Source organism: Lentimicrobiaceae bacterium (assembly GCA_023227965.1).
Lineage (GTDB): Bacteria > Bacteroidota > Bacteroidia > Bacteroidales > JALOCA01 > JALOCA01.
The window spans coordinates 14,625-34,371 of record JALOCA010000007.1; the positions used below are offsets into that span (position 1 = coordinate 14,625).

17 protein-coding genes are annotated in these 19,747 nt (G+C 40.0%); 12 read left to right on the top strand and 5 right to left on the bottom strand.

Annotated elements, in window-relative coordinates:
- Positions 1-9: 9 nt before the first annotated feature.
- Positions 10-2,676: a BamA/TamA family outer membrane protein gene (locus tag M0R21_03690; GenBank protein MCK9616917.1), complete on the top strand. Its 2,667-nt coding sequence runs from the start codon at positions 10-12 to the stop codon at positions 2,674-2,676.
- Between the two features lie 455 nt (positions 2,677-3,131).
- Here the strand turns inward: M0R21_03690 and M0R21_03695 are convergent, their stop codons facing one another.
- Positions 3,132-3,443 (bottom strand): hypothetical protein, encoded by a 312-nt coding sequence (locus M0R21_03695; GenBank protein MCK9616918.1) that lies wholly within the window; start codon positions 3,441-3,443, stop codon positions 3,132-3,134.
- Positions 3,444-3,588: 145 nt separating this feature from the next.
- On the bottom strand, positions 3,589-3,798 hold the full coding sequence (locus tag M0R21_03700) for a hypothetical protein (protein ID MCK9616919.1): 210 nt from the start codon (positions 3,796-3,798) through the stop codon (positions 3,589-3,591).
- Positions 3,799-4,154: 356 nt separating this feature from the next.
- Here M0R21_03700 and rseP point away from each other — a divergent pair, with 356 nt between their 5' ends.
- From rseP to fumC, 10 genes are all read left to right on the top strand, one after another.
- Positions 4,155-5,480 (top strand): RIP metalloprotease RseP, encoded by a 1,326-nt coding sequence (gene rseP / locus M0R21_03705; protein MCK9616920.1) that lies wholly within the window; start codon positions 4,155-4,157, stop codon positions 5,478-5,480.
- 222 nt (positions 5,481-5,702) lie between these two features.
- A complete protein-coding gene (locus M0R21_03710; GenBank protein MCK9616921.1) occupies positions 5,703-6,656 on the top strand; it encodes a DUF3078 domain-containing protein in 954 nt (317 codons plus the stop codon).
- Between the two features lie 29 nt (positions 6,657-6,685).
- Positions 6,686-7,114, top strand: coding sequence for a large-conductance mechanosensitive channel protein MscL (gene mscL / locus M0R21_03715; GenBank protein MCK9616922.1), 429 nt, complete (start codon positions 6,686-6,688; stop codon positions 7,112-7,114).
- 384 nt (positions 7,115-7,498) lie between these two features.
- Entirely contained in the window at positions 7,499-9,499 is a 2,001-nt protein-coding gene (gatE, locus tag M0R21_03720) for a Glu-tRNA(Gln) amidotransferase subunit GatE (GenBank protein MCK9616923.1), read from the top strand.
- Between the two features lie 91 nt (positions 9,500-9,590).
- Positions 9,591-10,976, top strand: coding sequence for a Glu-tRNA(Gln) amidotransferase subunit GatD (gene gatD, locus M0R21_03725; GenBank protein MCK9616924.1), 1,386 nt, complete (start codon positions 9,591-9,593; stop codon positions 10,974-10,976).
- Between the two features lie 574 nt (positions 10,977-11,550).
- The gene (locus M0R21_03730; GenBank protein MCK9616925.1) at positions 11,551-11,889 is read left to right on the top strand and encodes a hypothetical protein; all 339 of its coding nucleotides are present in this window, start codon (positions 11,551-11,553) and stop codon (positions 11,887-11,889) included.
- 148 nt (positions 11,890-12,037) lie between these two features.
- Positions 12,038-12,727 (top strand): NAD-dependent deacylase, encoded by a 690-nt coding sequence (locus M0R21_03735; protein MCK9616926.1) that lies wholly within the window; start codon positions 12,038-12,040, stop codon positions 12,725-12,727.
- Positions 12,720-13,178: a RecX family transcriptional regulator gene (locus M0R21_03740; protein MCK9616927.1), complete on the top strand. Its 459-nt coding sequence runs from the start codon at positions 12,720-12,722 to the stop codon at positions 13,176-13,178. Before M0R21_03735 ends, M0R21_03740 begins: the two co-directional genes overlap by 8 nt.
- A gap of 43 nt (positions 13,179-13,221) precedes the next feature.
- A protein-coding gene (gene prfB, locus M0R21_03745) for a peptide chain release factor 2 (protein ID MCK9616928.1) occupies positions 13,222-14,302 on the top strand; the annotation gives its coding sequence in 2 pieces (ribosomal slippage) (positions 13,222-13,275 and positions 13,277-14,302; 1,080 coding nt in all).
- Between the two features lie 128 nt (positions 14,303-14,430).
- The gene (gene fumC, locus M0R21_03750; protein ID MCK9616929.1) at positions 14,431-15,813 is read left to right on the top strand and encodes a class II fumarate hydratase; all 1,383 of its coding nucleotides are present in this window, start codon (positions 14,431-14,433) and stop codon (positions 15,811-15,813) included.
- Between the two features lie 39 nt (positions 15,814-15,852).
- Here fumC and M0R21_03755 read toward each other — a convergent pair whose 3' ends face one another.
- Both M0R21_03755 and M0R21_03760 read right to left on the bottom strand, forming a co-directional pair.
- Positions 15,853-16,488, bottom strand: a complete 636-nt coding sequence (locus M0R21_03755) for a hypothetical protein (protein MCK9616930.1) — start codon at positions 16,486-16,488, stop codon at positions 15,853-15,855.
- A gap of 411 nt (positions 16,489-16,899) precedes the next feature.
- The gene (locus tag M0R21_03760; GenBank protein ID MCK9616931.1) at positions 16,900-17,517 is read right to left on the bottom strand and encodes a hypothetical protein; all 618 of its coding nucleotides are present in this window, start codon (positions 17,515-17,517) and stop codon (positions 16,900-16,902) included.
- Between the two features lie 151 nt (positions 17,518-17,668).
- On the opposite strand from M0R21_03760, the gene M0R21_03765 reads away from it, so the two are divergent.
- On the top strand, positions 17,669-18,643 hold the full coding sequence (locus M0R21_03765) for a polyprenyl synthetase family protein (GenBank protein MCK9616932.1): 975 nt from the start codon (positions 17,669-17,671) through the stop codon (positions 18,641-18,643).
- A 6-nt stretch (positions 18,644-18,649) separates the two neighbouring features.
- On the opposite strand, the gene M0R21_03770 is transcribed toward M0R21_03765, so the two are convergent.
- Positions 18,650-19,693, bottom strand: coding sequence for an ATP-binding protein (locus M0R21_03770; GenBank protein MCK9616933.1), 1,044 nt, complete (start codon positions 19,691-19,693; stop codon positions 18,650-18,652).
- Positions 19,694-19,747 lie beyond the last annotated feature (54 nt).

Below are 19,747 nucleotides of genomic sequence, written 5' to 3' on the forward strand. Positions count from 1 at the left end.
TAAAACAACATGAAGTTTCTCACAGTCTTTTACCGCAAACAAGAATATCATTATGCTATTTTAGCAATTCTTTTCATCATCCTTCCTGTTTTTTTGCAAGCACAAATTACTATTGGAAATGCTTCAAACGATGAAATTGATTACCTTAATCCCAAACGGTACGAAATAGGAGGAATAACTGTAAGCGGCGTTCAATATTTAGACAACAATGTACTTATATTACTTTCGGGCTTATCTGTGGGTCAACGGGTAACAATACCTGGTGAAGATATTAAAAATGCCATTGAAAAACTGTGGCAACAGGGTTTATTCGAAAATATTAAAGTTTCGGCTACCAAAATTGAAGGAGAGATTATTTTTCTGAATCTTGACTTAAAAGAAAGACCGCGTTTATCGAAATTTTCCTTTTCTGGGGTGAAGAAAGCAGAAGTTGATAAAATACGCGACGAAATAAAGCTTACAAGAGGCGATGTGGTTACCGAAAACCTGCTGATGCGTACAACTAACAGCATTAAAAAATATTTCATTGAAAAAGGCTATCTGAATGTGGAAGTAGCCATTGAACAACAAAAAGATACAACGTTACAAAATACTATAGCCCTAAAAATTGATATACATAAAAGGGGAAAAGTACGAATCAAAACCATCGAATTTGAAGGAAACAAGGCTCTTAGCGATATTCAATTGAAAAATGCACTGAAAACAACCAAGGAAAAAGGGGCCTTCCGTCCTTTTTCGGTAATGGACTGGATAGTACTCAATACCTATAAGCTGTTTATCGGTAAATCCTTCAACTGGTATTACAATGGTTTGGTTATTTCGGCTAACCAACATTTGAAATTCAGAGTGTTTAAGCCATCAAAATTTATCGAAGACGAATACTCTACCGATAAAAATAAAATAATAGAAAAATATAACGAACTGGGTTATCGCGATGCACGTATTCTGAAAGATTCCGTATTCCGTAATAATGATAACTCTATTGGCATACGGTTTCAGTTGTACGAAGGACATCGGTATTACTTCCGTAATATCACCTGGGTGGGAAATACAAAGTATTCCTCCGAGTACCTTAACCAGGTGCTCCACATTAAAAAGGGAGATATTTACAACCAGAAACAAATGGAAGAAAGTCTCATGGCAAGCATGAGTGGTTTCGATGTGTACAGCCTTTATATGGATGACGGTTACCTGTTTTTCCAGGTAAATCCGGTTGAAATAAATGTGGAAAACGATTCCATTGATATAGAAATGCGAATGTACGAAGGGAAACAAGCTACTGTAAATAAAGTTTCCATTTCGGGCAATACACGTACCAATGACCATGTGGTGATACGCGAGCTGCGTACCCGTCCCGGACAGCTGTTTAGCCGCAGCGATTTGATACGTTCGCGTAACGACCTTGCTGCACTCAGCTATTTCAACCAAGAGAAGATTATTCCCGATGTACAGCCTAATCCTGCCGACGGTACTGTGGATATTGAATATAAAGTGGAAGAAGCTTCGAGCGACCAGGTGGAATTGCAGGGCGGCTGGGGTTACGGGCGTATTGTAGGTACCTTCGGGCTAAAATTCAATAACTTTTCATTACCCAATTTCCTTAAATTCGACCTTAGCAAGTGGAGACCCATCCCTTCGGGCAACGGGCAAAAACTGAACCTCCGTGTACAATCGTACGGAAAAGGTTATTACAGCTATAGCATTTCATTTATCGAACCTTGGTTAGGCGGTAAAAAACCTAATTCGCTCAGTCTTTCATATTACCATTCACTATATTCCAATGGGTATTCCAAAAGTAGCAAAAATTATGCAGCTTTTAGAATAGATAGCTACTCGGTGGGTTTAGGCAAACGCCTGCGCTGGCCCGATGATTTCTTTATCCTTTCGCAGAGTATCAATCTGCAAATGTATCACCTTGACAATTACAGCAATATTTTTTCATTTGGTTCGGGCAACGGTAAATTTAATAATTACAACTATGAAATAGTTCTCTCGCGCCGTTCGATTGACGCACCTATTTATACCCGTTATGGCTCTGAAGTATCGCTGGATGTGGAACTCACTCCCCCCTATTCCCTGTTCAACGACAAAGACTATACCACCATGAACCAGGACGACAAGTATAAATGGATAGAATACCATAAATGGCGCTTTACAGGCAATTTTTATAAGCAGATAATAGGCGACCTTGTACTGAACACAAGGATAAAATACGGTTTTCTCGGATGCTACAACCAGGATATTGGTATTACCCCCTTTGAGCGGTTTTACCTGGGTGGTGATGGGCTAAGTGGTTATAACCAGCTTGATGGAAGGGAAATTATCGGCTTTAGGGGCTACAGTAACGAATCAATGACTCCCAATTATTTCTTTAATAAGAATACCGGCGGTACTATCTTTAACAAAAACACCATTGAACTGCGGTTTCCGCTTTCACTCAACCCCAGTTCTACCATTTACGCCCTTGCATTCCTCGAAGCGGGGAACGCATGGATGAATTTTAAGGAATTCAATCCTTTTAATATTAAAAAATCGGCAGGTGTAGGTATCCGGGTGTTTCTTCCTATGTTCGGTATGTTAGGTCTCGACTGGGGATATGGATTTGATGATATTCCCGGTATCCCCTCTGCCAGCAAAGGTCAGTTCCACTTCTCCATTAACCAGTCTATTGATTAATGCACCTGTGATAAGCAGTTGTCTGTTTAATTATTGATTTTATTACAGGGAATCTTATATCTCAAAACAATACATCATCAGTATTTCATCATTATTTGTGGGAAATAATGACAACCTGAAAATAATTCATCATTATTTGAGAGAAAAAATGGCAACTTGAAAATAATTCATCATTATTTGCGGGAAAAAATGGCAACTTGAAAATAATTCGTCATTATTTGGGAGAAAAAATGGCAACTTGAAACCGATAAGGCATATTTTAAAAAGTAAAGGATGTTTTATATTTTTCAAAAACCCTCAAGGGCTTTAAAACCTTAAGGGCTTTCATCGGCTACGGCAACATGCTGAAATATTACAAAAATGGTTTGCAACCTTACGCCAAACTCAGGTTGACAAAAAAAGACTGCCTCTCATTGTAGAGAAGCAGTCTAAACACAGTTTGTAATCAAGTGCCCTTACTTTTTGGGTTGCTCGGCTTTTTTAGGCTGTTCGGCAGGTTTTGCCTGTGGTTTGGGCTCCTGCATTTTTATTTCTGCCTTTTTTACACGATGATGTTTTTTAATCTGTTTTTCAGTTTTTACAGTGTTGGTTGTAGCAGGTTCTTTTTTCTTTTCCTGTGAAGTTGGTTGTGCAACTTGTTCGGTTTTTACAACAGAGGTTTTGTTTTCAGATTTTACAGGTTTTTGCGGATTTTGAGCAAAAACACCGCTTACGGTTACGCCGGCAACGAAAATCATTGTGAAGGCGAATGCAATTAATTTTTTCATGTCTTTAAATTTTTAATTTGTTTGACAATTCAAAATTACCAAGGATAGCCATCTCAGCACAAGAAAACTGTGTTAATAAGTGTTAAGGTAACTGTTAAACAACGTTAATGCAGTAATCGCCTATTTTATTGATTTTGCATACTTTTTACACAGAGACGGCAATATAGCCGGCTTTTTTTAACAATTCGATAACATATTCCCCTGTAAGATGTTCCCCACTAACCAAAAGAATTTTGTCCGGACTATTAATATCGGCACTCCACGAATGGATATTCGGGTCGCTGTTCAGAAACGGGGTGATAGCGGCAACACAGCCGCCACATTTCAAATTAGTTTTAAACTGAAGTGTTATCATAGGTTTTAAATTTCAGATTAGTTGTGCAAAATAACAAAATGTCTATAAAAAAGTTTATTATCTGCAATGGGAGAACATTCCAAGGCAAAACAGGATTATTCATCCGTACCGCTGCAATGCAATGATGGCTTAGTTACAAAAAATTTAGGAAAACACTCTCCAAGCCCGGGAGCGATACGCACATCAAAAAAACATGTAATTTAGCAGCCGTTTTATTACGTCTGGTAAATTTGCAATAAGTATCTATTCTGATTACATCCCAGGAGTTGCAATATTTTCAGATTTACCGGGTTAATAAACCATCGGGTATGCCGGATGCATTCTGATTAACAACCTAAAAACCGAAATATTTGTATATGGTAATACTTATCAAAGCCTTACAACTCATCCTCAGCCTTTCTATTCTGGTAATTTTTCATGAATTCGGGCATTTTATTACTGCAAAATTTTTCAAAACCCGTGTTGAGAAATTTTTCCTGTTTTTTGACCCATGGTTTTCGCTTTTTAAATTTAAAAAAGGAGAAACTGTATACGGTATGGGCTGGCTTCCGCTGGGTGGGTATGTAAAGATATCCGGAATGATTGACGAATCCATGGACAAAGAACAAATGAAACAACCGCCCCAGCCTTACGAGTTTCGTAGCAAGCCTACATGGCAACGGCTGATTATCATGTTGGGTGGTGTGAGCGTAAACATACTTCTTGCCTTCGTAATTTATATGGGTATTTTATTTGTTTGGGGCGAGCAATATCTTCCTACCAAAGAAGCAAAATACGGAATTACGGTAGATTCTTTAGGATATGAAATGGGATTGAGAAACGGGGACAAAATTCTGAGTCTTGATAACAAACCGGTGGAAAATTTCTTTAAAATTCCATCCCACCTCATCCTTGATGATGTAAAGTCCATACAAGTAAACCGGCAGGGCGCTACTACAGAAGTGATTATTCCCAAAGGGCTAATAGGTAAGATAGTAAAACATCAATCGCCCGATTTTATTTCTATACGAATTCCCTTTGAAGTGGACAAATTTACCCGGGAATCAGCAGGAAAAACCGCCGGGTTACAAAAGGGGGATAAAATAATCGGTATAGACAGTTTGCAACTGCAATATTTCGACGAATTCCGTGATGTAATAAAACAGTTTAAAAACACAAAAACAACGCTTACCGTGGTTCGCAAAACCGATACCCTGCAATTACCCGTTCAAATACCCGAAGCAGCAGTAATTGGTGTGTATCCTGTTCAGAGCCTTAGCCATTATTTTACATTAAAAGAAAAGCAATACACCGTTTGGGAAGCCATACCGGCAGGTTTCTCAAAAGGGGTTCATGCAATAGATAACTACATGAAACAGTTAAAACTGCTGTTCTCACCCGAAGTAAAGGCTTATGAGTCAGTGGGGGGCTTCATTACCATAGGTAACATTTTCCCCGGGGCTTGGGACTGGGAAGCTTTCTGGAGTCTTACAGCATTTTTGTCGGTAATGCTTGCCATTTTAAACGTTCTGCCTATTCCGGCATTAGACGGAGGGCATGTACTTTTTCTACTTTACGAAATCATTACCCGCCGCAAACCGAGTGATAAGTTCCTTGAATACGCTCAGATAGTTGGTATGATCTTGCTGTTTGCCCTGTTGATACTGGCAAACGGGAATGATATAATTAAATTGTTTCGATAGCTGAGGTAAATTTTCAACAGGTATTCTTTCCTCATTTTCCGTCTTTAAAATCCGGACATTAGCAGGTTATATTTTCTGTTATTGAAAAATCACGGAATGTATTTTGCCTAAAAACATGCTAAGCCTTTTCTTAATCTGTTTTTTCAATTTAGCTAAAACAAAATAATGTGGGTACGTATTTAATAAAATACTTATTTTTGAATATCAAAAGAAAGGCTTCGTATGAAAAACTTATTATTCATTTGTTTCATTTTTATATCGGGAAATATTTTAGCCCAGGTAACCGATGCAGAAAAGCATTTGCGTACACAAAATAATGACACCATCAAAGGATGGAAAACGGGAGGTGTAACTGCACTTAATTTTTCACAAACATCCTTAACCAATTGGGCAGCCGGTGGACAAAGTTCCCTGGCAGGCAATACCATGATAAACCTGTTTGCCTATTACAAGAAAGGAAAATCCAGTTGGGACAATACCCTGGATTTTGGCTATGGGTTGCTTAAACAGGCAGACAAGAAAAAAGCCTGGAAAACTGACGACAAGATAGAACTATTGTCGAAATACGGCGAAAAAGCTTACCGAAACTGGTATTATGCCGTTTTAGTAAATTTCAAAACCCAGATATCGCCCGGATATAATTATCCGAATGATTCTGTTAAGATATCAAACTTCTTTGCTCCTGCTTATCTGCTTGGTGCCATCGGTATGGATTACAAGCCGAACGAAAACTTTAATGTCTTTATCACACCTTTTACCGAAAGGTTCACTTTCGTTTACGATCAAACGCTTGCCAACAACGGAGCTTTTGGTGTAGATCCTGCCACTTACGACACAACCGGAAAAGTCATCAAAAAAGGAAAAAACCTACGTACAGAGTTTGGCGGATATGTCCGCATGCTTTTTAAGCACACCCTGATGCAAAATGTAGCTTTTCAAACTAAACTTGATCTGTTTTCAAATTACCTGAAAAATCCGCAAAATGTGGATATTAACTGGGAAGTCCTTCTTTCGCTTAAAGTAAACAAGTTCATTTCTACCACCGTTTCCACCCAGTTGGTTTATGATCACGATGTGCTGATAGTGGATGGTAAAAAACCTGATGGAACTGATAAAAAAGGACCCCGTACTCAATTTAAAGAAGTATTGGGTGTAGGATTTTCGTACAATTTCTAAAAAAATATTAATCTAAAATTTATTTACTTATGAAACTCATGACAGAATTCAAACAATTTGCCATGCGTGGCAACGTGGTAGATATGGCAGTTGGTATCATCATCGGAGGCGCTTTTGGCAAAATCGTATCTTCGCTAGTTACAGACGTAATTATGCCTCCCATCGGGTTGCTGGTAGGCGGAATTAACTTTTCGGATATCAAAATCAAGCTGAACAATGTGGTTGCCGACCTGGCTGGTAATGCCAATGCCCAGCCGGTTACCATCAACCTGGGAAATTTTATTCAAACGATATTCGATTTTCTGATTGTGGCATTTGCTATTTTTATGATGATAAAAGCACTAAACCGGATGAAGAGAAAAGAAACCGGGGTTCCACCTGCACCCGCTGCACTTCCACCACCCACAAATGAGGAAAAGTTACTGTCGGAAATCAGAGATATTTTAAAGTCAAAGTAGCATAAATACTTACGTTAACTAATCAGTACTTTATCTGTCGGCTTTACAGAAAAATATTCTAACGGTAAATCTAAGTTTCGTTTTTCAGACTGCCAGAATTATTCATCGGCTAACTTTAAAATTCATGAATAGTCCGGACGAAAGCAATGAACCAAAGTCTTACCGAAATTCATGAACCGGAAGGCTAATTTTGAGGGAACAGATACGTTGACTACGACGGTATCTCCTGTGAAGCATCGGCTGTATGAAAAATCTTAACGGTGAATGTATTCAATCCCCTGTACAAAAACGGTAATATTTTACTTTCACGTTCTGTTATTTTTATAGAATAATCCCTACTTTTGACCCCCGATTCATCGTAGGGATTTTTTATTTTAACTCACAATGACAAAGCAAGAAGCAAAAAAGAAGGCTGGCAAATCATTTGATGCCAAGGTAAATTATAACGAAACAAAAAAAGCCATCGGCTACGTTCCACGCAAAAAAGCTACACAAGAAACATATGATCGTTTAGGTTTTATGTCGGGGCTGGAAGTACATCAGCAACTAAAAACCGATAAAAAACTATTCTGTAACTGCCCTGCCGGCTATTACCAGAAAAGTGATCAGTTCGACGCAGAACTTATCCGCCACATGCGCCCAACTTTGAGCGAACTTGGCGAATACGACGGAACTGCCCTGATGGAATTTAAAACCCGCAAACAGATCGTTTACCGGATAAAGAACCAAACCGCCTGTACTTACGACGTGGACGACACTCCCCCATTCCCCATCAACAAACAGGCACTGGAGATTGCACTGGAAATTTCCATGCTATCAAAAATGAATGTGGTGGGCGAAGTGCACATCACCCGTAAACAATACCTCGACGGAAGTATCCCTACCGGATTTCAGCGTACTGCCATCATTGGAGTAGAAGGAGAAATACCCTTAAAAAATAAAAAAATTCGCCTCATCCAGTTAAGTATTGAAGAAGACTCCTGCCGTGAGGTAACCGACATAGGTCATACCCGCATTTACCGTACCGACCGTCTTGGGGTGCCCCTGATTGAAACGGTAACTTACCCTGAATGTCTTAATCCCGACGAAATAAAGGAAGCCTGTAACTACATCCGTTTCCTGAACCGCAGTACCGGAAAAGTTCGTACCGGAATAGGCGCTGGCAGGGAAGATGTAAACGTAAGTTGCAAAGGCGGAACCAGGGTGGAAATAAAAGGTGTAGCCCATACCCGCTGGATACCTGAACTTACCCATAACGAATGTTTCCGTCAATGGGCATTGTTACACATCCGCGAAACTTTACTGAAACGGATACCCGATTATAAAAACTGGAAAATACAATCCCAGATATTCGAAATAAACGGATTTGCATCGAAGAATGCGATTGTAAAAGATGCTAAGAGTAAAAAATACAAATTCGTTGCTGTAAACCTCCCGGGTTTCCATGGAATGTTGTCTCATTTTGATCAACCGGGGAAAGTGTTTGCCGATGAGTTTACCGACAGGCTGAAAGTTATCGCCTGCCTCGAAAAGCCAAACATGACCCATTCGGAATCTTTGGAAAAAATATTTACAAAAGATGATTACGGCAAACTGAAAGAATTATTACATGCCGGTGAAAACGATGCCCAAATCGTATTCTGGGGACCGGAAGAAGACATCAAAACAGCATTGGAAACCATAGAAGAACGGGCATTGATGGCATTTGAAGGTGTTCCCAAAGAAACCCGCAAGTCGTTTGACGATGGTACTACCATTTTTGAACGTGTACTTCCCGGTGCCGACCGTATGTATCCCGATACCGACTCTGCTCCTATTCCTCTTGAAGACGAGTATATCGAAAGACTGAAGAAAAATCTTCCGAGCGAAGTGATGGATCGTTACCAGCAAATGGTACAATGGGGCATTCCGGAAGATACCTACACTTACATCCTGAAGAAAAATCTCTTCCCACTCATCGAAAAAATAATTAACGAACTGAATATTAATCCATCTTTTGTTGGTACTTTCTTCGGTCATACTTTAAAATATGTAGAAGGTCATAATACCCCGGCTTTAGAGTTTGATTGCAAAGTTATTTTTGCCATGTTCCGTTATCTGTTAGATAAAAAACTGGATCTGCAACTGGCAAAACGCATGATACCGGTAATTTATCAGCATCCCAAAATGGATTTTGATTCGGTATTGGTAAGCATAGGTTTCAAACATATTACCAAAGAAGATTTGCTGGCTAAGGTTCCTTTTTTGAAAAAGAAATTTGCCGAAATACATGTTTCCAAATTGAATGAACATGTAGAAAAGAACTGGATAATGGGACAATTAAACAGCCAGGCTGTTGGAAATGTAAATTTAACTGAGTTTTCAGAAATAGTTTCAAGTTTATAATTTTAAATTATAGAAATGGCATAAGTAAAAAGTTTTCAGATTTTGCCGGTAAAGGCAAGCCTGAAACTTCAAACTTCAAATAACAAATAGAATGAACGAAGATTTTTTCCAGGGATATAAGGGATCAGCCCTCGAAGTGCTGAAAAATTTTAATGTACGTGTTTGGGGTCAAACCGTTGTAAACACCCGTCGTGGTACCTTTACCGGGACGGTGTTGCCACGTGCAGAAAACGACGACGATAAACATATCGTATTAAAAATTCCTACCGGATATAATGTGGGTATTGATATTCATACCATCATTGATATGAAGGAAACCGGTTATAAAAAAGCCAATTACAAGATACCCGAAAGAGAATTTCCCTATACTCCAGGATTGCCGAGTGTAAAACTGCTTGGAACCGGTGGTACCATTGCTTCCCGCCTCGATTACCGTACCGGAGCCGTTATCCCTGCTTTTTCGCCGGGCGAACTGTACGGAGCCGTACCCGAACTTGCCGGAATCTGTAACCTGAAAACAGAAAAACTGTTTGCAGTATTCAGCGAAAACATGGGACCAGAACAGTACAAGAAACTGGCAATTGCCATTGGCAAAGAAATAGAAAACGGAATTGACGGGATAGTAATCGGACATGGTACCGATACCCTGCATCATACCGCTGCTGCGCTTACTTACATGGTACAAGATTCACCCATTCCTATCGTATTGGTAGGCTCTCAACGTTCGAGCGACCGTCCGAGTAGCGATGCTGCCCTGAATCTTATGCATGCAACCACCGCAGCCGGACATGGCGACATTGCCGAAGTAATGGTATGTATGTTTGGACCTACTTCCGACGAATACGGTTTCCTGCATCGCGGAACACGTGTTCGTAAGATGCACTCTTCCTATCGCTCCACTTTCCGTACCATTGGCGATACCCCGGTAGCTACCGTTACCCGCCAGGGAGTTAAACCTATCAAGGAAATTTACAATCATCGCCGTAACGACAAAAAAGTAACCATTAAACCTTACTTCGAAGAAAAAGTAGCCATCATATATTACTATCCAAACATGCAGCCCGATATGATAGATTCGTTGGTTGACAACGGATACAAAGGCATCATCATTGCGGGCACCGGGCTGGGACATGTTAATAAACCGCTATATCCTGCTATCGAACGTGCAGCAAAGAAAGGTGTGCACATGTATATGACTGTACAGACCTTATGGGGTTATGTGCACATGTTTGTGTATGATACCGGCCGCGACCTGATGGCAAAAGGCATCATCCCTACCGAAAATATGCTTCCCGAAGCCGCCTATATTAAATTAGGATGGGTGCTTGGACAAACCAACGACCCTGAAGAAGTAAGGCGTATGATGCTTACTCCTATCAACTATGAAACTACCGAACGCGAGCCTTACAATGGCTATCTTGTTTATCAGGGTGGAGTTCCGGAAATAGAAGAATTTATTCGTAAAGTACACAAATAGTTCAAAGCGGTAATAACTACAAAAACCTGTACCCGCCATTATAAATAATGAACACCAAACAATTGTCGTATAATCGAATTTAAACAACTCAGGAATAGAACACGGGGATTTTTGCTGATGCCAACGAATTTTAGATCTCTTTATATTTTTATCAGCGTTTATCTGTTTTATCCATGGAATCTGTGTTCCATTCTTTTCTGATATACGACATTCTATTTGCCCAATTACTTTCAAAAGTAAGAATTGTATCAATGAAAAGTGTCGGTTGTATCTTTTATTTATGATGCGTTCTTTTAATGTTTCATAAATTGTAAACATATAGTTTAAATCATTAAATATCCTGTTTATATAAAACAATATTCTGTTTATATATATAAACTTCCAGTTTGCAGTAATAAACTTCCAGTTAATTTTATTAAATATCCTGTTTGTAATATTAAATAAACATTTTCCCAATATAAATTTCCAGATTGTGTAAATAAACATTCAGTTAATTAAATTAAACATTCTATCAACAAATTTAAACATTGCAGTTATTTTTACTATCTTTGTATTTGTTAAAAACCCCTTCGTCATGAGCATACACATCGGAAAACTAATCAAAGAATACTGCTACGAGCACCGGATTTCTATTCATAAACTGGCAACAGGCATGAACTTCACCCCACAGGGTGTTTACCGCATGCTTCGCTCGTCCGACATGAAAATCAGCTATATCCGTAAATATTCAGAGCAGCTTGGGCATAATTTTTTCCTTGACCTTGCATCCCAGCCTCAGTCTGCCACCTCCGTAACCGAATATCCGGCACTGCTAAGGGAGCTTGAACAGCTTCGCCAGCGCAATTTTATGCTCGAACAGGAGAATTCCTACCTGAAACAAATCAATGAGTTGCTTAAAGTAGGCAAAAGCTAACCGGGAAACCCAATAATTGACCGGCATAGCCGGTTTTCTCATAACTTAGTGCTCCTTAATGGTTAAAAAATGTCGGGCCAGGCCGGGCGTAGTCGAGGTCGGTTTATTATCCGTTTAAATTTTCTATTTTTGTACAAAATATTTACGAATGAAAACCATTGTAGTACTCACTGGTGCAGGCATCAGTGCCGAAAGTGGCATCAAAACCTTTCGCGACAGCGGCGGACTCTGGGAAGAGTACCGTGTGGAAGATGTTGCTACCTACGAAGCATGGGAACGTAATCCAAAACTTGTATTAGATTTTTACAACCAGCGCCGCAAACAGTTGTACCAGGTACAGCCCAATGCCGCTCACTATGCCCTGGCGCAACTCGAAGAAAAGTTTAACGTACACGTCATCACCCAGAATGTGGACGATCTGCACGAACGTGCCGACAGCAAAAATGTCCTCCATCTGCATGGAGAGCTGAAGAAAGTCCGTAGTACGGTGGACGAAAACCTGGTTTACGACCTCGACGGATGGGAACTGCACTGGGGCGACAAATGCGAAAAGGGGAGCCAGCTCCGTCCACATATCGTTTGGTTTGGTGAAGCGGTGCCCAACATTGTTCCTGCCGCCGAAATAAGTGAAAAGGCAGATATTTACCTTGTCATTGGCACTTCTCTTAACGTGTATCCTGCTGCAGGTTTACTCAACTATGTTTACCCCGACCGTCCCAAATATATCGTAGATCCCAATGATGTTACGGCAAATCATATCCGCAATCTTTATCACATTAAAGAAAAAGCCGGTGTTGGCGTTCCGGCTCTGGTGGACAAATTGCTTGCCGATGGATAGGAAAACGGCTCTGGTGAAATTGCAGAAATTCTGTGCATATCAGGAGCGTTGCGAGTTCGAAATACTTGCAAAGCTCGGCGAATGGGAACTAAATGCTAAAGATATTGCCCGGGTTATGTCGCAGTTGAAGGAGGAGAATTTCTTTAGCAATACTCGTTTTGCCGAGGTGTTTGCCGGTGGAAAATTCCGGATGAAATGCTGGGGAAGGTTAAAAATTGCGGATGAACTTCGCAAGCGACATATCAACGAAAAAGATATTACTTTTGCACTCCAACAAATCAGCCCTGAGGATTATCGCGAAGCACTGAAACAACTGCTCGTTAAAAAAGCTGCTGAACTGCACGAGGAAGATGATTTCACACGAAATGGCAAACTGGCAACTTATGCCATGTCGCATGGATATGAAACCGGATTAGTTTGGGAAACCATTAAAATGCTTAAAGTAAGCTAAAGTTTGAAATGCTTAAAGTACTTTAGGTACTAAAATATAAACGATGACCAACATAAAAGAATTACAGAAAAGGTTAGACGACCTGAGGAGGTTCCTTTGACCTGGATGGCAAACTAAAACAAATTGCCGACGAGGAAGCTCTTACGCAGGCTTCCGGTTTTTGGGACGACCCAAAAGCTGCTGAACAGGTTTTAAAATCTATTCAATTAAAGAAAAAATGGACAGATTCCTGGCAACAGGCAAAAGACCGCCTCGACGACCTGCAAATTTTAAACGATTTTTACTTAGCAGGCGAAGGTAGCGAAGCCGAACTGGAAACAGTCGCCAATTCAGTGCTTACACTGATAGAAGAGCTTGAGTTCCGGAATATGCTCCGTAACGAGGAAGATATTCTTGGTGCTGTTTTAAACATTAATCCTGGTGCAGGTGGCACAGAGAGTCAGGACTGGGCACAGATGCTTATGCGAATGTACATTCGCTGGGGTGAACTTAATGGCTATAAGGTGAAGGAACTCGATTTCCAGCCAGGCGATGTGGCAGGACTGAAATCTGTTTCCCTCGAGTTCGAAGGTGATTATGCCTTCGGTTACCTCAAAGGTGAAAACGGCGTGCACCGCCTGGTACGGCTTTCGCCTTACGATGCCAACAACCGCCGCCACACCTCTTTTGCTTCGGTGTATGTTTATCCTGTTGTTGATGATAATATTGAAGTAGAAATAAATCAGTCAGACATCACCTGGGATACTTTCCGCTCAAGCGGTCCCGGCGGGCAGAATGTAAACAAAGTAGAAACAGCAGTCAGGCTGAAGCACGAGCCTACCGGCATCGTCATTGAATGTCAGGTTACCCGTTCGCAATTGCAAAACCGCGAGAAAGCATTGCAGATGCTGCGTTCACAGTTGTACGAAATAGAATTGCGTAAACGAAGGGAAGCCCAGGCAGAAATCGAAAGCAACAAGAAAAAGATAGAATGGGGTTCGCAAATACGCAGTTATGTACTGCACCCTTACAAACTGGTAAAAGATGTCAGAACCGGTTGTGAAACCTCCGATGCTCAGGGTGTGCTCGACGGCGGACTGAACGCTTTCATCAAGGCATACCTGATGGAATTTGGGAATATTTAAACCTTCCAGAGTGCGAAGCACCTGGAAGAGTTTTAAAAAAGAGTTCAAACGAAACAAACTTTAGTCCTTTAGACTTTTGAAGGTTTACAAAATTTTTTATCTTTGTAGGGTAATTAATTTTTTTTGCCATGAAAACCCGTACTGAAAAGGACACGATGGGAACCGTGGAAGTTCCTGCCGACAAATACTGGGGTGCACAAACCCAGCGTTCGAAAGACAATTTTAAAATAGGCGATGGCAGCATGCCCCGCGAAATAATTTACGCTTTTGCTTACCTGAAAAAAGCTGCTGCACTCACCAATTTCGAGTTAGGTGTCCTTCCCAAAGAAAAATGCGACCTTATCTGCCAGGTATGCGACGAAATTCTGGAAGGTAAGCTCAGCGACCAGTTTCCATTGGTTGTTTGGCAAACAGGAAGCGGTACCCAAAGCAACATGAATCTGAACGAAGTGATTGCCAATCGTGCCCATGTGTTGCATGGCGGAAATCTGGGAGATGAGAAAAAATTCATCCATCCCAACGATGATGTCAACAAAAGTCAGTCATCCAACGACACTTTCCCTACGGCAATGTCTATCGCAGCTTATAAAATGGTAATGGAATGCACTCTTCCCGGAGTGGAAAAACTGAAGAATACCCTTGCGGCTAAATCGGAGGCTTTTAAAGATATTGTAAAAACCGGTCGCACTCACATGATGGATGCCACTCCGCTTGCGTTGGGACAGGAGTTTTCGGGCTATGTGTCGCAACTGGAACATGGCATCAAAGCTTTAAATAACACCTTGGATCATCTTTCGGAGCTTGCCCTTGGTGGAACTGCCGTAGGAACCGGACTCAACACGCCCAAAGGTTACGATGTGCTGGTAGCAAAAATAATAAGTGAGCTTACCGGTTATCCGTTTAAAACGGCTCCCAATAAATTTGAATCTCTCGCAGCACACGATGCCATTGTGGAAACTTCCGGGGCTTTAAAGACTTTGGCTGTAAGCCTGATGAAAATAGCTAACGACACCCGTCTGCTCGCTTCGGGTCCCCGCTGCGGCATAGGAGAAATAAAACTTCCGGAGAATGAACCAGGCTCTTCCATCATGCCTGGGAAGGTAAATCCTACCCAAAACGAAGCCCTGACGATGGTTTGTGCCCAGGTGATTGGTTGCGATGCTGCCATTACCATTGCCGGAACCCACGGACACCTCCAGTTGAATGTTTTTAAGCCGGTAATGATTTATAATCTGCTTCTATCAGCCCGTTTGCTTGGTGATGCCTGTGTCTCCTTTAACGATAACTGTGCCATTGGTATAGAACCTAATCTGCCGTTTATCAAAAAGAACCTTGAAAACTCACTGATGCTGGTAACGGCATTAAATACCCATATAGGATACGAAAACTCGGCTAAAATTGCCAAAAAAGCCCATAAAGAAGGTAAAACTTTGCGTGAAGCCGCCATTGAATTGGGTTTGCTTACCAATGAGCAGTTTACACTCTGGGTTAACCCGGCAAAGATGGTATAGGAAGATCATAATAATAAACGCTCAAGTTGAGTGTTTTTTTTATTTTGGCATGTTTTCTTTTTTCCATGCTCCATATCGTTTCCCGGTCTTTTCCATCGCATTCAGGATGGAGTTTGCCCAGTAGTTCCTGAAGCCGATGCCTCCGGGTTTGCTGGTTATTCTTTCCGTAATAAGCACCTTATTGGTTGCTATATCAAAGAATGTTACAAACATATTTGCCTTTTCGCCTGCTTTATCGAGGCTTTCCATGATAAACACAATGCCAATGCCGGTTCTATCGCCCACCTTATATCCTGATACTATTTGTTGTACGATATTTTCGTTCAAGGTAAGCCGGTCGTCGGGATTATCCGAAACCAGGTTGTTTACGTCCGAAAGCTGGTTCTGAGCTTTTACAACCGTTAAATCGTATTCCACAGATTTTTTTCTGATAAATTTACCAATACAAAACTTTTCTTTTTCATTTACCATCAAATTATTAATGGATTCAAAATATATGTCTTTAATTTTGGGTACATCTGTAAAACCTGTCGAACCAATCAGTTTTACATGGGAGAAGTCAATTCCGTAAAAAACAATATCAGTAGTCGTAAAAATTTCACTGATGGTGTTTTGTGCATGGGTTGTCGTTTCGCACAAAACAAAAACGAACAACAACAAAATTAATTTTTTCATATTCAAGTGTTTGATAATTAGTCAATCTTTAAGTTTGTTTTTGTATAATATCCTTGCTAAATAAAATTTCCTTTTATTATATTTTCATTGTAAAGCATCAATTCATCAATGCGTGTAAACTGAGTCTTTTTTTTGATTAAAATGTTTATTTGTATTTTTACAAAAGGATTAATAATTGCAAAATTAAAAAATTGCAAAAGAGATACAATATTTTTGAATAATTTGTTTCAATGCAAAATAGGCTTGGGCAGGTTTTTCAAGCTGCAGCCAGAAGCGTTTTAGTATAATTTTCATGTTGCATTGAACAATGCCGTTTTTACGGCTGAAAAATGAAATTGTAATTTGAATAATTATTTTTAATAAAAAAGGCATACTAAAACAGCATGCCTTAATTTACCGGATTGAAAAAAATTATTTATACACGTTTTTTGCAAAATATTTGGCAACAATTGTTCCTGCAAATTCATAAGCTTTCAGCAACCGGTAACCCGAATCGAAATCAAAACCCGCTGCACCTCCACCGGCAATTTTATTAACGGTGAATTTAGCCACTTCTGCTTTAGGATTTGCAGTTTCAATAATGGTAACTTCAATGTCAATGCTTGCATCCTTACGGACAACTCCAACATTAAAACCTGGTTCGAGAAAAACTGTACGTACAATCATAGTATATTTTGCCTTTTTAAAATCAGAACTTACTTTAATACCTTTATTAACAAGAAAATTATTAAAGTTAGTTTCAAATCCCGGCTGAAACTTTTGTTTTTTATCATTATTCCATGCAACAATCCATTTATCGCCTTTTCCAGCTTCCTTTTTGTTGTACTCCTCAACTTTACTCTTAGTGTATTCATCTTCCTTATCAAATTTTCCTACAGCCATTCCATCGTAAGAAAACGAAATCAGAATTTCTTTTTCAGCCTTCAACTGGGCGGGGTCGCCCGAAACCAATTTAACTTTCTGAGCATTTAAAGTGAAAGCTGAAACAATAAAAACGCTCATAGTCATTAGGATAACAATCTTTTTCATTGTCGTGAATTATTAGGTTAATACTTAATGATTGAAGGCATAAATTAACTACAATATTTTCGATTTTCTGATATTTTATTTGTTTTTTTATAACTTATTAAAAAAAATAATTTTAATGGAAAAATAGTATTTTTGAAAATTATTCAAAAAGATGACAGTGCTGGATGGTATTAAAGCCCCTGTAAAAACGCAATTAGAAGCGTTTGAACAATCTTTCAGAAAGAGCATGCAAAGCAATGTTCTGCTTCTTGATAATATTACTAGGTACATCCTTCGCAGAAAAGGCAAACAAATGCGTCCGCTTTTCGTGATGCTGAGTGCCAATATTTGCGGGGGAATAAATGAAAGCACTTTTCGTGCAGCATCTCTCATCGAACTGCTACATACGGCTACCCTGGTTCACGACGATGTAGTGGACGATTCCAATGAACGCCGCGGTTTTTTCTCTATCAATGCTTTGTGGAAAAATAAAATAGCTGTTCTTGTAGGCGATTACCTGCTTTCAAAAGGTTTGCTGTTATCACTTGACAACAATGATTTTAACCTGCTAAAAATTGTTTCGGAAGCCACAAGGCAAATGAGTGAAGGCGAGTTGCTTCAAATTGAGAAAGCCCGTCGTCTCGACATACGCGAAGACGTATATTTTGAGATCATCAGTAAAAAAACAGCCTCTCTCATTGCTTCCTGTTGTGCCTGCGGAGCTTTTTCGGCTGGTGCTGATGCATCTGTGGTTGAGAAAATGCACAGTTTTGGCGAAAAAGTTGGTATTGCCTTTCAAATCAAAGACGATCTTTTTGATTATGAAAAAAGCCGGGAAACCGGAAAGCCCAACGGAATTGACATAAAGGAGCAGAAAATGACCCTGCCTTTGATTTATCTGCTCGAAAACAGTACCTTTATTGAAAAACGAAGAATCATCAACATCATAAAAAACCATAACAGGGATGTTGTTAAAGTAGCCGAAATTATTCAAAAGGTAAACCAAAGCGGGGGAATAGCTTACACCCGTCAGAAAATGGCAGAGTATCGGCAGGCGGCACTGGATATTTTACACCAATTCCCTGAAAGCCCTTCACTACAAGCGATGGAGCAATTGGTTCTTTATACTACTGAACGAAAAAAATAACGAATCTTAGCGAGCTTTTTCCAGTGTAAATCCAAAGGTAGTACCCACGCCCAGGGTGCTTCTTACATTAATGGTTTGCTTGTGGGCTTCAATAATGTGTTTTACGATAGCTAACCCCAACCCAGAGCCTCCCTGGTCGCGCGAACGGGCTTTGTCGGTACGGTAAAACCGTTCAAAAACACGGGAGAGTTCCTGCTCGGAAATTCCCACCCCATTGTCGGTAACCTCTACCAGGACGTGCTCGTCCATATCAAAAAAGCGGATACGGGTTTTCCCTCCTTCCACCCCGCAATATTTTATAGAATTATCAACCAGATTAATAAATACCTGTCTGATTTTCTCACGGTCGGCACTCACCGGGATTGGTTTGTCGGAACCATTGTCGAGGGTAATAAACATCTTTTTCTTTTTGGCTTTTATCTCGAGAAATTCAAGTACTTCCCTTGACAAAGAAACAACATCAAATTTTTGAAAATTGACTTTAAGTTCCCCTGATTCGAGATGCGCAATGGCTTCGAGATCTTCTACTATGGCAATCAGGCGGTTTATACTTTTATTGGTGCGCTTCAGGTATTCACGGTTGATAGTGGGGTCTTCCAGCCCGCCGTCGAGCAGGGTTAACACATATCCCTGCAAGTTAAAAATTGGCGTTTTCAGTTCGTGCGAAACATTACCCAGAAATTCTCTTCGGTACAATTCCTGCGTTTTCAAATCCTCAATTTCTTTGCTTCTTTCTTTCGCCCATTCGGTTACGTCCTGGTTAACTTCTTCAATATCCGATTTTAAAGCTATTTTCTTTTTTGCATTTTCAGGAACTTTCAGGTGCCGGATGGTTTTGTATATGAGCCTGATTCTGTCTAAAATGAAGCGCTGCAACGAATAATAAAAGAAAAAATAAGAAAAGCCCAAAATAGCCAAAGCCGTTATCAGCATTGCAAGTTCTAACGAAATGCCAATAACCAGTTTAAAAAGGGAGAAGCAAAGGATGAAAACCACTACAACTAAACTTGCGTTTATGAATGCCAGGATTTTCGGGTTGGAATATTTCATTATATGATTATCTGATATCTTACCTAAAGAAATTTATTAATAAAAATTTCTTTG